General features: G+C 57.2%; 17 protein-coding genes. 6 read left to right on the top strand and 11 right to left on the bottom strand.

What is annotated here, in order from left to right:
* Positions 1 to 2: 2 nt before the first annotated feature.
* The 9 genes from ccmB to napF are packed head-to-tail and all read right to left on the bottom strand — an operon-like array spanning position 3 to position 7,111.
* Positions 3 to 662: a heme exporter protein CcmB gene (gene ccmB / locus AOY23_RS14710; RefSeq protein WP_038156813.1), complete on the bottom strand. Its 660-nt coding sequence runs from the start codon at positions 660 to 662 to the stop codon at positions 3 to 5.
* Positions 659 to 1,273 carry a cytochrome c biogenesis heme-transporting ATPase CcmA gene (gene ccmA, locus AOY23_RS14705; RefSeq protein WP_054179510.1) on the bottom strand — a complete coding sequence of 205 codons (615 nt, stop codon included), beginning with the start codon at positions 1,271 to 1,273 and terminating at the stop codon, positions 659 to 661. Before ccmA ends, ccmB begins: the two co-directional genes overlap by 4 nt.
* 3 nt (positions 1,274 to 1,276) lie before the next feature.
* On the bottom strand, positions 1,277 to 1,879 hold the full coding sequence (gene napC, locus AOY23_RS14700) for a cytochrome c-type protein NapC (RefSeq protein ID WP_038156818.1): 603 nt from the start codon (positions 1,877 to 1,879) through the stop codon (positions 1,277 to 1,279).
* A 9-nt stretch (positions 1,880 to 1,888) separates the two neighbouring features.
* Positions 1,889 to 2,338 (bottom strand): nitrate reductase cytochrome c-type subunit, encoded by a 450-nt coding sequence (gene napB, locus AOY23_RS14695; RefSeq protein ID WP_054179509.1) that lies wholly within the window; start codon positions 2,336 to 2,338, stop codon positions 1,889 to 1,891.
* Entirely contained in the window at positions 2,335 to 3,198 is an 864-nt protein-coding gene (gene napH, locus AOY23_RS14690; RefSeq protein WP_054179508.1) for a quinol dehydrogenase ferredoxin subunit NapH, read from the bottom strand. Before napH ends, napB begins: the two co-directional genes overlap by 4 nt.
* Entirely contained in the window at positions 3,185 to 3,877 is a 693-nt protein-coding gene (gene napG, locus AOY23_RS14685) for a ferredoxin-type protein NapG (protein WP_054179507.1), read from the bottom strand. The genes napH and napG overlap by 14 nt, the downstream gene beginning before the upstream one ends.
* A gap of 6 nt (positions 3,878 to 3,883) precedes the next feature.
* Positions 3,884 to 6,370, bottom strand: a complete 2,487-nt coding sequence (gene napA / locus AOY23_RS14680) for a nitrate reductase catalytic subunit NapA (RefSeq protein WP_054179506.1) — start codon at positions 6,368 to 6,370, stop codon at positions 3,884 to 3,886.
* Complete coding sequence (gene napD, locus AOY23_RS14675; protein ID WP_038156834.1) at positions 6,367 to 6,630, bottom strand: chaperone NapD; 264 nt, start codon at positions 6,628 to 6,630, stop codon at positions 6,367 to 6,369. The genes napA and napD overlap by 4 nt, the downstream gene beginning before the upstream one ends.
* Positions 6,605 to 7,111, bottom strand: coding sequence for a ferredoxin-type protein NapF (napF, locus tag AOY23_RS21865; protein ID WP_072171009.1), 507 nt, complete (start codon positions 7,109 to 7,111; stop codon positions 6,605 to 6,607). The genes napD and napF overlap by 26 nt, the downstream gene beginning before the upstream one ends.
* 327 nt (positions 7,112 to 7,438) lie before the next feature.
* On the opposite strand from napF, the gene AOY23_RS14665 reads away from it, so the two are divergent.
* On the top strand, positions 7,439 to 7,978 hold the full coding sequence (locus AOY23_RS14665; protein ID WP_054179504.1) for a hypothetical protein: 540 nt from the start codon (positions 7,439 to 7,441) through the stop codon (positions 7,976 to 7,978).
* A 10-nt stretch (positions 7,979 to 7,988) separates the two neighbouring features.
* Here the strand turns inward: AOY23_RS14665 and cynR are convergent, their stop codons facing one another.
* Positions 7,989 to 8,888, bottom strand: a complete 900-nt coding sequence (gene cynR / locus AOY23_RS14660; protein WP_054179503.1) for a transcriptional regulator CynR — start codon at positions 8,886 to 8,888, stop codon at positions 7,989 to 7,991.
* A gap of 110 nt (positions 8,889 to 8,998) precedes the next feature.
* On the opposite strand from cynR, the gene AOY23_RS14655 reads away from it, so the two are divergent.
* The 5 genes from AOY23_RS14655 (at position 8,999) to ypdK (ending at position 12,213) form a co-directional block, all read left to right on the top strand.
* Positions 8,999 to 9,658: a carbonic anhydrase gene (locus AOY23_RS14655; RefSeq protein ID WP_054179502.1), complete on the top strand. Its 660-nt coding sequence runs from the start codon at positions 8,999 to 9,001 to the stop codon at positions 9,656 to 9,658.
* 33 nt (positions 9,659 to 9,691) lie between these two features.
* Positions 9,692 to 10,162: a cyanase gene (cynS, locus tag AOY23_RS14650; RefSeq protein WP_054179501.1), complete on the top strand. Its 471-nt coding sequence runs from the start codon at positions 9,692 to 9,694 to the stop codon at positions 10,160 to 10,162.
* 12 nt (positions 10,163 to 10,174) lie between these two features.
* Positions 10,175 to 10,633: a nucleoside deaminase gene (locus tag AOY23_RS14645; protein ID WP_054179500.1), complete on the top strand. Its 459-nt coding sequence runs from the start codon at positions 10,175 to 10,177 to the stop codon at positions 10,631 to 10,633.
* On the top strand, positions 10,630 to 11,811 hold the full coding sequence (locus AOY23_RS14640; protein ID WP_054179499.1) for a cyanate transporter: 1,182 nt from the start codon (positions 10,630 to 10,632) through the stop codon (positions 11,809 to 11,811). The genes AOY23_RS14645 and AOY23_RS14640 overlap by 4 nt, the downstream gene beginning before the upstream one ends.
* Before the next feature lie 330 nt (positions 11,812 to 12,141).
* Positions 12,142 to 12,213, top strand: a complete 72-nt coding sequence (ypdK, locus tag AOY23_RS22625; RefSeq protein WP_010723117.1) for a membrane protein YpdK — start codon at positions 12,142 to 12,144, stop codon at positions 12,211 to 12,213.
* A 52-nt stretch (positions 12,214 to 12,265) separates the two neighbouring features.
* On the opposite strand, the gene alaC is transcribed toward ypdK, so the two are convergent.
* Entirely contained in the window at positions 12,266 to 13,504 is a 1,239-nt protein-coding gene (alaC, locus tag AOY23_RS14635) for an alanine transaminase (protein ID WP_054179498.1), read from the bottom strand.
* Positions 13,505 to 13,512: the final 8 nt, after the last annotated feature.

Here is a 13,512-nt window from a genome sequence, read left to right as displayed (position 1 = left end):
AGTTACTGCATGCTGATGCGTAGTGCTGCTGCAGTCACAAAGGGACTTAACGTTGCACTGCCTGCCAGCAGCGCACCAAGTATTGCCAGATAGCCGTCAACCGGCAGATGCATTGTCGCGGCGTCAATCGCCGCTGTCGCAAAAATCAGCAGTGGGATGGTTAATGGCAACACCAGCACACTGAGCAATACGCCACCCCGCTTGATGCCGACCGTCAGCCCAACGCCTGGCGCACCGAGGAAGCCGAGCGTCGGCGTTCCCAGCAGCAACGTCAGCGCCATCACCTGCCAGGTGTGAACATCCATGCCCATCAGCAAGGCCGCCAGCGGAGAGAGGATGATCAGCGGCAACCCGGTCACCACCCAATGCGCCAGCACTTTGGCCAGCACCACCGCCGGTAACGGCAGCGGTAATAACATCAGTTGTTCAAGGCTGCCGTCCTGCAGGTCATCGCGAAACAGACGTTCCAGCGCCAGCAACGAGGCGAGTAGCGCCGCGACCCAGATAACGCCCGGGGTAATGCGCACCAGCAGTTGCGGTTCAGGCCCGATACCCAACGGAAACAGCGTGATAACGATTAAGAAGAACCATAACGGATTTGCGATGTCCGCACTGTGACGAAACGCTACCCGTAGCTCAAGTCGGAAAATTTGCCACATCATGCCGCACCTCCGGTCAGGGAGACGCGGCGCAGTTTATCGTCGCCGACGTGAAGCGGCTGGTGGGTCGTGAGGATCACCATGCCGCCCTGCTCCGTGTGGGCGCTCATCTGCGCGGTCAGATGTTCAACGCCGTCGACGTCAATGGCGGTAAACGGCTCATCGAGGATCCACAGCGGTGCGCGGCTCAGCCACAGGCGTGACAACGCGACGCGGCGCTGCTGACCGGCGGAAAGTTGATTAACGGGAATATCTTCAAAACCGGCCAGCCCGGCCTGCGCCAGGGCGGAAAAACAGGCCTGCAGCGTGCTGTCGTGGTGGAAAAAACGTAAATTCTCAAGCGCGGTCAGCCGGGCTTTGATACCCGGCTGATGACCTATCCATAAAAGTTGTTGGTGGAACACATCCCGTTGCCGGGAGACTGGCGTGCCCTGCCAGAGCACCTCGCCGTCATCGGGACGCGATAGCCCGGTCAGCAGGCGCAGCAAGGTTGTTTTGCCCGCGCCATTACCGCCGGTGATTTGCACCCACTCACCTGCGTTGACCTCAAACGACAGGTCGCTGAACAGCACCCGGTCGTCTCGTTCGCAGTACAACTTTACCACTTCAAGCATGGGTTAAAATCCATTCTCTACTTCACGCATGTCCGGCAATTTGTGAGCAATGCCTTTGTGGCAATCGATACAGGTTTGCCCGTCCTTCACTGCCTGATCGTGCATCTTCGCCGCCACGCCTTTCTGCATCGTCAGATCCATGAATTCGAAGTTGTGACAGTTCCGACACTCTTGTGAGTTGTTGTTTTTCATTCGACGCCATTCGTTCTGCGCCATCGTGAGGCGATGGTCTTCAAACTTCTGTGGCGTGTCAATCAGGCCCATCACTTTTCCGTAAAGTTCTTTGCTTGCCTGGATCTTGCGCAACATTTTCGGCGCCCATTCGTGAGGAACGTGGCAATCCGGACAGGTTGCACGCACGCCGCTACGGTTGTTGTAATGCACCGTTTCCATATATTCCTGGTAAACGGTATTACGCATTTCGTGGCAACTGATGCAGAACTCCTCACGGTTGGACATTTCCATGCCAGTGTTGAATCCCCCCCAGAAAATGATCCCGGCGATAAACCCTGTCAGCAACAGCGTTCCCAGCGCCAGACGGCTCGGTCGCCGCCACCATTGCCAGAGGCGTCGAATAATTCCCGGTTTACGGTTCGATGTTTCCATAGCAGCCTCTTACTTCCCGAACCCTTTCGACGGGGTAAATGTATTTTCGACAATCGGCGCGGCATTGGTCTGCGGCACGTGGCATTGCAGGCAGAAATACCGGCTCGCCGACACTTCAGCCAGCACTTTACCGTCGCTGTCCATGAAATGGGTCGGGCTGATGCGCGGCGAACCGGTGGTGCGGTAACTCTCCACACCGTGACACTGTAAGCAGCGGTTGGTGTTAGTGGTGACCTGGTAGCCATCCACACTGTGCGGGATCATCGGCGGCTGGTTGACGTAGTTCAGCGCCATCCGCTCCTGCTCTTTCGGCATGTGGATCGCCCCTTCCTGCGTTCCCGACACTTCAGGCGACTGGCTGAAATCCACGCCATTCGCCGCCCAAACCATTCCGCTTACTACCAGCGCCAGCGCCGCCATCCCTTGACTTAACGCCTTTATCAGGACATGGTTTTTCATGATTTCGCTCCCGAACTCCATCGTGTAGTTATTGTGAATACATCCTCAGGGCAGACATCCACACAGCGGCCGCAGGTCATGCAATCGCGGCCCGTTATCTGCACCGGACTTTGCTCATCCAGAACCGGAGCACGTAACACCTGCGGCTCCGGGCAAACGTGAAAACAATCCATACAGCGCGAACATGTCTCACGCCCCTTCGCTGACACCGTGAGCACGCTTTTACTGCTGACCGCGCCATACAGCGCCCCCAGCGGGCACAGATGCCCACACCAGCCGTGCTCTACCACCAGCAAATCAAACAGGAACAACGCCAGCAGCAGAAACGCGCCACTGCAAAACCCGGACACCAGGCTACGCCCCGTCAACGACACCGGGTTTATCCACTCCCAGATGAGCGTGCCGGTGATCGCCGCGCCTGCCAGCACCATCACCAGCAGCAAATAACGCAGATAACGGGGAATGGTGGCAGACTGGCTGATATCGAACCGGCGACGCAACCAGCTGGCGAGATCGGTAATCGGATTCACCGGGCAGACCCAGCTGCAAAACAGCCGTTTCGCTGTGATGGCATAAAACAGCACGACGATAACGGCGCCGGTCAGCCCCAGCACGGCAGGCAGATGACCGCTGGCGAGGCTTTGCAGCACCATCAGCGGATCGGTGAGCGGCACGGTATCGAGCAACAGACTGCCGCTGTAGTTTCCGCGCAGGATCCAGACGCCGAACCACGGTCCGCTCAGGAACATGCCGAGGATCAGCAGTTGACTCACGCGGCGCAACACCAGCCATTTGTAACTGCGCCACCATCCCTTTTTCGCCAGCGCTTCGCGGCCAGCGTCGCATTTACGGTTTGCCATCGCTTCCCTCCAGCCAACCGAAACGGTAGTGGTGCCCCAGTTCCCCTTTGGCCAGCGACAGCGGTAGCACGCGTATTGCCGGCTGTTCCAGCACACAGGCTTTCTCGCATTTACCGCAGCCAGTACAGGCATCGCTGTGGACGGTCGGTATAAAGCGGGCGTGTTTACCGGTGCGCATATTGCGATCCAGTTCGAGCGTAATCGCCTTATCGATAGACGGGCAGACGCGATAGCAGACATCGCAGCGCAGTCCCTGATAGTTCAGGCAGTTCTCCTGATCGAGCAGGACGGCCAACCCCATCCGGGCATCGTCAATAGAAGCGATTTCGCTGTCCAGCGCGCCACTCGGGCAGACCACTGCACAGGGAACGTCTTCGCACATTTCGCAGGGGATATCGCGGGCGACGAAATACGGCGTTCCCGCCGACAACCCTGACGCCAGTGTTGCCAGCTTCAGCGTGTCGTACGGACAGGCCTGGACGCACTGACCGCAACGGATACAGGCGCTGGCGAAGGCATTTTCCGCCAGTGCGCCTGGTGGGCGCAGCCGCACGCCGCTGGCGCGCGCGGTCTGCTGTTGCAAACCCAGCGCGACGCCAACGACGGTCAGCCCACCCGCTGCGCGAACCATGTCACGCAGAAAGCGGCGACGACCTTGCGACTTCACGACCCGGGACATGATGCGTTACACCTTTGCCAGTTTAACGGCGCACTTCTTGTAATCCGTTTCTTTCGAAATCGGATCTGTCGCATCCAGCGTCAGTGCGTTAGTCAGTTGTGCGGCATCAAAGAACGCCATATACACCAGCCCCTGCGGCGTACGGTTACGTCCGCGCGTTTCGACGATGGAAACCACTTCGCCACGGCGGGAGATGACTTTCACCTTGTCGCCACGACGCAGATTGCGTGATTTCGCATCCTGCGGGTGCATAAACACCACGCCTTCCGGGAACGCACGGTGCAGTTCCTCAACACGGCGAGTCATACTGCCGGTGTGCCAGTGCTCCAGCACACGCCCGGTTGACAGCCACAGATCGTATTCGCTGTCCGGGGCTTCTGCAGGCGGCTCATACGGCAGCGCGAAAATCGTCGCTTTGCCATCCGGCTTGCCATAGAACCTGTAACTCTCACCCGCTTTCACGTACGGGTCGTTGCCCTCGCTGTAGCGCCACAACGTCTCTTTCCCGTTGATGACCGGCCAGCGCAGACCGCGCGCTTTGTGGTAATCATCGAACGGCGCAAGGTCATGAGCATGACCGCGACCGAAAGCGGCATACTCTTCGAACAGCCCTTTTTGCAGATAAAAACCGACGTCATGGGACTCGTCGTTAAGCTGCCCTTCCGCCAGCTCAGTAAGCGGGAATTTGGTGGTTTCGGCGTTCGCAAACAGCACGTCAAACAGCGTTTTGCCACGCAGTTCAGGTTTCTTCGCCAGCAACTCTTCGCTCCACACCTCTTCGGTTTTGAAACGACGAGCAAACTGAACAAGCTGCCACAGGTCGGATTTTGCTTCGCCCGGCGCTTTGATCTGCTGACGCCAGAACTGGGTACGGCGCTCGGCGTTACCGTAAGCGCCCTCTTTTTCCACCCACATGGCCGTTGGCAGGATCAGATCCGCCGCCAGCGCACTCACCGTCGGGTACGGATCGGATACGATCACAAAGTTACGCGGATCACGCCAGCCTGGCATACGCTCCTGGTTGATGTTCGGACCGGCCTGCATATTGTTGGTGCACATGGTCCAGTAAACGTTCAGCTTGCCGTCTTTCAGCGCGCGATCCTGCGCCACGGCGTGCAGCCCGATTTTCGGCGGGATCGTCCCTGCCGGAATGTTCCATTGCTTCTCGGTGATTTCACGGTGTTTCTCGTTCGTCACCACCATGTCTGCCGGCAGACGGTGGGCGAAGGTCCCGACTTCACGCGCCGTACCGCAGGCGGAAGGCTGGCCGGTCAGTGAGAACGGTCCACAACCTGGCTGAGAGATTTTGCCAGTCAGCAGGTGCAGGTTGTAAACGAGGTTGTTGGCCCAGACGCCGCGCGTATGCTGGTTGAACCCCATCGTCCAGTAAGAGATGACCTTTTTCTTCGGGTCAGCATAGAGCTGCGCCAGTTTTTCCAGTTGATCGGCAGGCACGCCAGACATCTGCGTGGTTTTTTCGAGGGTGTACTCCGCCACAAACGCTTTGTACTCTTCAAAGGTCATCGGCTCAGAGGTATCAGCGCCAGGGTTTTTCGCTTTCTGCTCCAGCGGATGGTTCGGACGCAGACCGTAGCCGATATCCGTCGTTCCTTTACGCAGGGTGACATGCTTGTCGAGGAAATCCTGGTTAACCGCATTGTTCTGAATCAGATAGTTGGCGATGTAGTTGAGGATCACCAGATCGCTTTGCGGCGTGAAGACCATGCCGTTGTCCGCCAGCTCAAAACTGCGGTGCTGGAAGGTAGAAAGTACAGCCACGGTCACGTTGGGATCGGCCAGGCGGCGGTTGGTGATGCGCGACCACAGGATCGGGTGCATCTCCGCCATGTTCGATCCCCAGAGCACAAACGCGTCGGCATGTTCGATATCATCGTAACAGCCCATCGGTTCGTCCATGCCAAAGGTCCGCATAAAGCCTACAACCGCAGACGCCATGCAGTGACGGGCGTTAGGATCGAGGTTGTTGGAGCGGAAACCGGCTTTGAACAGTTTCGCCGCCGCGTACCCTTCCCAGATGGTCCACTGACCGGAACCAAACATGCCGATCGATTCTGGGCCTTTGTCCTTCAGCGCGGTTTTAAACTTCTCTTCCATGATGTCGAAGGCCTGTTCCCAACTGATCGGGGTGAACTCGCCTTCTTTGTTGAATTTACCGTCGGTCATACGCAGCAGCGGCTGAGTAAGACGGTCTTTGCCGTACATGATTTTGGGCAGGAAATAGCCCTTGATGCAGTTCAGGCCGCGGTTAACCGGGGCATCGGGATCGCCCTGACAGGCAACGATACGGCCATTTTGCGTACCGACCAGCACGCCACATCCGGTACCACAAAAGCGGCATGGCGCCTTGTCCCATTTAATGGCTTCCTGCTGCCCCACCACGGCGCGTGCAACACCGGGGACGCTGAGACCGGCAGCCGCCGCAGCGGCCGCAACGGCGTTAGCTTTCATAAAGCTACGACGACTGAGTTTCATGGTGCTTCCTCACCTTGCTCATCCTGCTGGTGATATACCAGCGAAACCGCCAGCACGCCTTCTGTGTTGCGTACCGACTCGATAGTGTCTAACAGCATCTGGCTCTCCGTCGCTTCAACGACCACCACCAGATTGCCGCTTGCGACATCAAAAACTGCGACTTCACAACCAGGTAGCCCGTTCAGCGTGTTGCTGATCTCAGGGACCTGCTGATTCTTTGCCTGAACCACGAGGCTACAAACCTGCCAGAGCGTTTCCATGGCTATACTCCGCCGTTATTGCATTGACCGGGCAACGGGTGACGCAGGCGCCACAACCACTGCACATTTCCTGATTTAATTCCGGTTGCCAGATGCCTCTCCTTCCGGGACGAAAGGCAATCGCCGATGCTTCACAGCTATCCTGACAGTGGCGGCAGTCGATGGACTGTTGCGCCAGGCAGCGTTCTCCGATGGTGATCGTGAGTTCCCAGGCCCTGGTGTGGCGCGGTAAAAAAAGAGATTCGGGACAGGCCTTCGCGCAGGCATAACAAAACGTGCATTCGCCGCGCGGAAAATCGATGGTGGGGTATCCCCCGGAACCACGGTGCAGCACGCCGGTTTCGCAGTGCTCCACACAGCGGTCACAGCGCGTACAACGCGAGAGAAAATTCGCTTCTCCGCCACTCCAGGGTGGACGGATGGCCGGGACGGCATTACGCCAGGATCCGGTTAGCATGCCGCGACGCGTGACATCAACCATGACGACTTCCTTGCAAGGCTCAGGGAACTATCAAAAACCCTTATATTTATTACGTACTCCTCTATTGCGTACGTTATGTGAGTAAGGGGGACAGGAGCATACCCCGATGGAGGTAAAAGCCGTGGCGGGATCAAAAAGAGTTACGATTTGTTACAGGCGGCAGGTGAAATCGCGCGAGGCGGGCGGATTTACCCGCAGGTCGGAAGGCGGACTGGTGCAAAAATTTAAGATAAATTCTTGCAATATGGCTGATAAAGTGAACATCCTTTTGCAGCCACGGTTCGTGGTTCTGACAATGGACTTACTCACATTACAGGAAGTTAACCCATGAAAATTAATGCCATGTTTAGCGCACTGCTGGTCAGCTCTGCGCTGTTTCTCTCCGCGTGTGATAGCGCCGACACCGCAGACAGCGATAACGCCACCAAAATCCTCGACGGCAAAGCCTCTATAGTGCTGCCGGAAGGCTTCGTGAAGATGCCTAAAGATCTGATGGACAAGAAATACACCAACCCGGGTCAGCGTCCGCAGGAAGCCTGGTACGTGGAAAGCGAAGGCGGCAAAGTGACGCTCGCATTCGCGGTGACCGAAAACCGCGTGACGGAAGCACAGATCCCACAGGTGATGACCGCGCTGAAAGCCCAGATGAGCACGTTCTCACCAGTAGTCACTGACATAACCATTGACGGTAAAAAAATGTCCCGTCTGGAAATGACGACGCCGGGTGTTGACGCGAAGATCTACAACGTGATGCAGATTTCTTCCATGGACGGGAAAATGATGATCTCGACCTTTAACGCGACGGAAGACATCAAAGATAAATACACTCAGGCCGGTAAAGACGCCCTTTCCACGCTGAAGTATTAATCACGCCTTATCAGCGCGCTGGAGGAAACGCGATTCTGTCCGCTTCCTCCAGCGCCATCGCCACAAACGCGCGTGCGGCAGCCGTCTGCCAGGCTCCCTTACGTTGCATCAGCACTGCGGTTCTTTCCAGCAGTGGCGGCGTCAGCGAAACCGCCGTCAGGTCATCATTCTGTTGCGCAATTGCAGCCGGTAATAACGTCGACAGCGGCGTGCGGCGAATCAGCGTTAACACCGCGTTGATCGAATTGGCTTCCATCACCACTTGCGGACGCAACCCCATCTGACGACAGTAACGGTCAATCTGTTCGCGCGTGGCAAATTCCGCGCTCAGCAGGATCAGCTTTTCGTCATTGAGCACACTCAGCCCGACAGACTTTTGCTGCGCCAGCGGATGGTGACGCGCCACCACCAGGGCAAGTGTTTCGGTGAGCAGCGTCCGGGCGTCGATATCCGGCGAGTGCACGTCATCAAACGCGATCCCGACATCCAGTTCATCATTGACCAGCAGCGATTCAATGTTGTCCTGGGACATCTCCTGCAGTTGTAACGTCACATGGGGATAACGCGCATAAAACGCGGCAATCAACGGCCCGATGAAATACGCCGTGAAGGTCGGCGTGACGGCGACCCGCAACGAACCCCGGCTTAAATCTTCGACATCGTGGATCGCGCGTTTCCCCTCCTCCAGCGCCTGCAGCGCGTTTCGCGCATAGCGCAAATACACCTCACCCGCATCGGTCAGCCGGGTGTTGCGCCCGGAGCGATCGAACAACAGGACGCCCAGCAACGACTCCAGTTGTTTGATCTGCTGTGACAGCGCCGGTTGCGAGACATGCAATGCCGCCGCCGCGCGGGTAAAACCCTGATGTTCGGCGACAGCGAGAAAGTAGTGGATATGTCGGAACAGCATGGCCTTACCTATAAGTTTTTACAATGGACTCTATCATAAATGAGTCTTTTACCTTATGAAACGATCCGCGTAGCCTTCTGGTCATCGCACAGCGAGACAGAGGACTTATCGTGAAAGAGATTATTGACGGCTTTCTGAAATTTCAGCGTGACGCATTTCCTGAACGTGCTGATTTATTCAAACGCCTTGCCACACAGCAAAACCCACGCGCGTTATTTATCTCCTGCTCGGACAGCCGCCTGGTACCCGAACTGGTGACGCAGCGCGAACCTGGCGATCTGTTTGTGATCCGCAATGCCGGGAATATCGTCCCCTCGTACGGCCCGGAACCCGGCGGTGTCACTGCCTCGGTGGAGTACGCCGTTGCCGCGCTGCGGGTCTCAGACATTGTGATTTGTGGCCATTCCGACTGCGGCGCCATGACCGCGATTGCCGGTTGCCACTGCCTCGACAACATGCCCGCTGTCGGTCACTGGCTGCGCTACGCCGACTCCGCCCGGGTGGTTAACGAAGCGCGGGAACATCAGAGCCTGCATGACAAAACCGCCTCAATGGTGCGCGAAAACGTCATTGCCCAACTGGCCAATATTCAGACCCATCCGTCGGTACGTCTGGCGCTCGAAGAAGGACGCATCGCCCTGCATGGTTGGGTGTATGACATTGAGAGCGGCGAAATTGCGGCCTATGACGGCGTAACCCGCCAGTTCGTGTCGCTGGCAGAAAACCCGGCGACACGCGCCATGCCTTATCGCCCGGCGTCTGCGGCATAACCCTTTTATTCCATACATCATCAGAGGTTTTCCATGATTCAGTCACAAATTAATCGCGACATTCGTCTGGCACTGGCTGACCAGATCCTGCTCATTAAAGCGAAAAAAGATCTGACGTTTGCTCAACTCGCTGACGGCACCGGTTTAGCCGAAGCCTTTGTTACCGCCGCACTGCTGGGCCAGCATGCTTTGCCGGCAGACGCTGCACGCCTGGTGGGTGAGAAGCTTGAGCTGGACAGCGATGCCGTCCTGCTGTTACAGACCATCCCGCTGCGCGGCAGCATTGATGATCGCGTGCCCACCGACCCCACGATGTACCGCTTCTACGAAATGCTGCAGGTTTACGGCACGACGCTGAAAGCGCTGGTTCATGAGAAATTTGGCGACGGTATTATCAGCGCCATCAATTTCAAACTGGATGTGAAAAAAGTGGCCGACCCGGACGGCGGCGAGCGTGCGGTGATTACGCTTGATGGCAAATATCTGCCAACCAAACCCTTCTGACAGGAGTAAACGATGCCTTCTCATGATGACTATCTGCAACAGGCGCTGACGCTGGCAGAACACAATGTTGAGCAGGGTGGACGCCCGTTTGGCGCGGTGATTGTGCGCAATGGTGAAGTGGTGGCGGAAGCCGTGAATACACTGCATCTTAACGACGATCCCACCGGCCATGCGGAGCTGAACGGAATACGGGCGGTATCCGCCCGATCAGGCAGCGCGGCACTGCGTGAATGTACCGTGTATGCCAGCGGACAACCCTGCCCGATGTGCCTGAGCGCGATGTATCTCACGGGCGTGCGGGAAGTGTACTTTGCCAACAGCAACAACGATGGTGAACGTTTCAGACTCTCCACTGCCGCCATTTATCAACAGTTACAGCGCCCCACTGAGCAGCAATCGCTGCCAGTTCATCACCTTCCTCAGGCAAACGGTATTGCGCTGTACGCGCGGTGGGCACAAAAACAGTCATGAATAAAACACAACGTTTCGGCCTGATGCTGCTGGTTCTGGTGCTGATTGGTCTCAATATGCGACCACTGTTGACCTCCGTCGGGCCGCTGCTGCCGCAGTTGCGTGCCGCCAGCGGCATGAGTTTTACCGTTGCCGCCCTGCTCACCGCGTTGCCGGTGGTGGCGATGGGCGGGCTGGCGCTGGCGGGAAGCTGGATCAACACGCATTTCAGCGAACGTAACAGCGTGGCGTTGAGTTTACTGATGGTGGCCGCGGGCGCAGCAATGCGCGAACTGGCGCCGCAAAGCGTACTGCTGCTGAGCAGTGCGCTGCTCGGCGGGATCGGCATTGGCATCATTCAGGTCGTTATGCCGACGGTCATCAAACGTCTTTTTCAGCGCCGTATGCCGCAGGTGATGGGGCTGTGGTCCGCCGCACTGATGGGCGGTGGCGGCCTCGGTGCCGCGCTGACGCCGTGGATCGCCGCGCACAGCGAGGTCTGGCATCGATCGTTGGCCTGGTGGGCGTTACCTGCGATGATTGCGTTGATTGGCTGGTGGCCGCAAAGCAAATCGCTGGCGCAGGGTGAACAAAAGATCTCTTCCACCCGCGTCCGCATCACCCTCCATCCCCGCGCGTGGACGCTGGGGCTCTATTTCGGCGTGATCAACGGCGGCTATGCGAGCCTGATCGCCTGGCTGCCGCCGTATTACATTCAGCTTGGCGTCAGCGCCCAATTCAGCGGAACGCTGCTGGCGTTGATGACCGTCGGGCAAACCGCAGGGGCGCTGATCCTGCCGATGCTCGCGCGCCATCAGGATCGCCGTAAGCTGCTGCTGTTGGCCCTGAGTCTGCAAATGATCGGCTTCTGCGGGTTTATCGCGGCCCCACTGCAGATGTCCATTTTTTGGGCGGTGACCTGCGGCGTCGGTCTCGGCGGCGCGTTTCCACTCTGCCTGGTACTGGCGCTCGACCACTCCCCTCACCCGGTGATTGCCGGACGGCTGGTCGCCTTTATGCAGGGCATCGGTTTTATCATTGCCGGGATTTCACCGTATCTCTCCGGCGTGCTGCGCAGCATCAGCGGCAATTACCTTATGGACTGGACGTTTCACGCCGTCTGCGTGGCCGGGCTGATGTTGTTAACGCTGCGTTTCATTCCCGCACGTTACCCGCAAGAGTGGATTGAGAAAATCTGACAGAGGCAGGCCGAAATACCCACAAAATCAACAGGTAATTCGGTCGTTTTTTTGGCCGGTTCGAAGCGTCGCTCGAATGCAATATATTACCGTACGAAATTAATCTGTCGCCGAATCACGACAGTTGTAAGTTGCTAAAAATAAATAAAAAAATCCCTCTTGCTACCCCTGATTTTTAGGCGTACATTAGCGCCGTCTGGAGCGAGATCGCACAGAATTCTGAGGTGGTGCCGCAGCGAAAACAGAGTATTCCTAATTCTGTTTCGGGCCGGTGTCAGCTCTCTATAATCAGTCATTTGAGCGTATCAGTACGACGCGGAGTGGTGAGACGTGAAATATTTCTTTATGGGCATTTCTTTTATGGTCATCGTTTGGGCCGGTACCTTTGCCCTGATGATCTAAAACTGAGCATAATGCAAAAAAAACAGGAGCCATCTGGCTCCTGTTTGCGTTTTTACGACGCCTCTTCAGCTGACGTTTTTGCCGTTACCGGCAACAGGCCATCGGCGCGGAACATCGCCTTAATGCCTCTCACCGCCTGGCGAATACGATCGCGGTTTTCAATGAGCGCGAAGCGGACGTGCGTATCGCCGTAGTCACCAAACCCGATGCCGGGTGAAACGCAGACTTTGGCGTCTTTGAGCAGTTTTTTGGCAAATTCCAGCGACCCCATTCCTGCGTACGGTTCCGGGATTTTTGCCCATACGTACATCGACGCTTTCGGCATGTCGACCATCCAGCCCGCCTCATGCAGCCCTTTCAACAGCACATCGCGGCGACGCTTATACTGCGCGGCAATGTCGCGAACGCACTGTTGATCACCTTCCAGCGCGGCAATGGCCGCCACCTGCAGCGGCGTAAAGGTGCCGTAATCGTGGTAGCTCTTGATGCGCGCCAGCGCATTAACCAGCACCGGGTTGCCGACCATGAAACCGATGCGCCAGCCCGCCATATTGTAGCTTTTCGACAGCGTGAAGAACTCCACAGCGACATCACGCGCACCCGGCACCTGCATGATCGACGGCGCTTTCCAGCCATCGTAAACGATGTCAGCGTAGGCCAGATCATGAACCACCAGCACGTCATAGCGTTTCGCCAGCGCGACGACTTTCTCAAAGAAGTCGAGCTCAACGCACTGCGCCGTCGGGTTTGACGGGAAGCCGAGGATCATCATCTTCGGTTTCGGGTAGCTTTCGCGGATCGCCCGCTCCAGCTCGTTAAAAAAGTCGACGCCTTCCACCAGCGGCACCGAGCGCACCTGCGCACCCGCAATTACCGCACCGTAAATGTGGATCGGATAACTGGGATTCGGCACCAGCACCGTATCGCCGTGATCGAGCGTCGCCAGCATCAGATGCGCCAGCCCCTCTTTCGAGCCGATGGTAACAATCGCTTCAGTCTCGGGATCAATATCAACGTGATAGCGATCCTGATACCAGCGGGAAATCGCCCGACGCAGACGGGGAATGCCTCTGGACGTTGAGTAGCCGTGCGTGTCCGGGCGCTGCGCCACGGTGCAGAGTTTCTCAACGATATGCGGCGGTGTCGGGCCATCAGGGTTGCCCATGCTGAAATCGATAATATCTTCGCCGCGCCGACGCGCAGCCATTTTCAGCTCGGAAGTAATATTAAACACATACGGGGGAAGACGATCGATACGCGTAAAACGACGTTCAGGACTGAAGTCAGCCATAGATTCCT

This window comes from Trabulsiella odontotermitis, from assembly GCF_001297775.1.
Lineage (GTDB): Bacteria > Pseudomonadota > Gammaproteobacteria > Enterobacterales > Enterobacteriaceae > Trabulsiella > Trabulsiella odontotermitis.
Note: the sequence above shows the minus strand (reverse complement) of the source record. Positions and strands in the feature narration are given on the sequence as shown.

What these genes read in the sequence shown, in the direction of transcription:
- ccmB (WP_038156813.1), bottom strand. Translation starts at nt 662, where the DNA reads ATGATGTGGCAAATTTTCCGACTTGAGCTACGGGTAGCGTTTCGTCAC.
- ccmA (WP_054179510.1), bottom strand. Translation starts at nt 1,273, where the DNA reads ATGCTTGAAGTGGTAAAGTTGTACTGCGAACGAGACGACCGGGTGCTG.
- napC (WP_038156818.1), bottom strand. Translation starts at nt 1,879, where the DNA reads ATGGAAACATCGAACCGTAAACCGGGAATTATTCGACGCCTCTGGCAA.
- napB (WP_054179509.1), bottom strand. Translation starts at nt 2,338, where the DNA reads ATGAAAAACCATGTCCTGATAAAGGCGTTAAGTCAAGGGATGGCGGCG.
- napH (WP_054179508.1), bottom strand. Translation starts at nt 3,198, where the DNA reads ATGGCAAACCGTAAATGCGACGCTGGCCGCGAAGCGCTGGCGAAAAAG.
- napG (WP_054179507.1), bottom strand. Translation starts at nt 3,877, where the DNA reads ATGTCCCGGGTCGTGAAGTCGCAAGGTCGTCGCCGCTTTCTGCGTGAC.
- napA (WP_054179506.1), bottom strand. Translation starts at nt 6,370, where the DNA reads ATGAAACTCAGTCGTCGTAGCTTTATGAAAGCTAACGCCGTTGCGGCC.
- napD (WP_038156834.1), bottom strand. Translation starts at nt 6,630, where the DNA reads ATGGAAACGCTCTGGCAGGTTTGTAGCCTCGTGGTTCAGGCAAAGAAT.
- napF (WP_072171009.1), bottom strand. Translation starts at nt 7,111, where the DNA reads ATGGTTGATGTCACGCGTCGCGGCATGCTAACCGGATCCTGGCGTAAT.
- AOY23_RS14665 (WP_054179504.1), top strand. Translation starts at nt 7,439, where the DNA reads ATGAAAATTAATGCCATGTTTAGCGCACTGCTGGTCAGCTCTGCGCTG.
- cynR (WP_054179503.1), bottom strand. Translation starts at nt 8,888, where the DNA reads ATGCTGTTCCGACATATCCACTACTTTCTCGCTGTCGCCGAACATCAG.
- cynS (WP_054179501.1), top strand. Translation starts at nt 9,692, where the DNA reads ATGATTCAGTCACAAATTAATCGCGACATTCGTCTGGCACTGGCTGAC.
- AOY23_RS14645 (WP_054179500.1), top strand. Translation starts at nt 10,175, where the DNA reads ATGCCTTCTCATGATGACTATCTGCAACAGGCGCTGACGCTGGCAGAA.
- AOY23_RS14640 (WP_054179499.1), top strand. Translation starts at nt 10,630, where the DNA reads ATGAATAAAACACAACGTTTCGGCCTGATGCTGCTGGTTCTGGTGCTG.
- alaC (WP_054179498.1), bottom strand. Translation starts at nt 13,504, where the DNA reads ATGGCTGACTTCAGTCCTGAACGTCGTTTTACGCGTATCGATCGTCTT.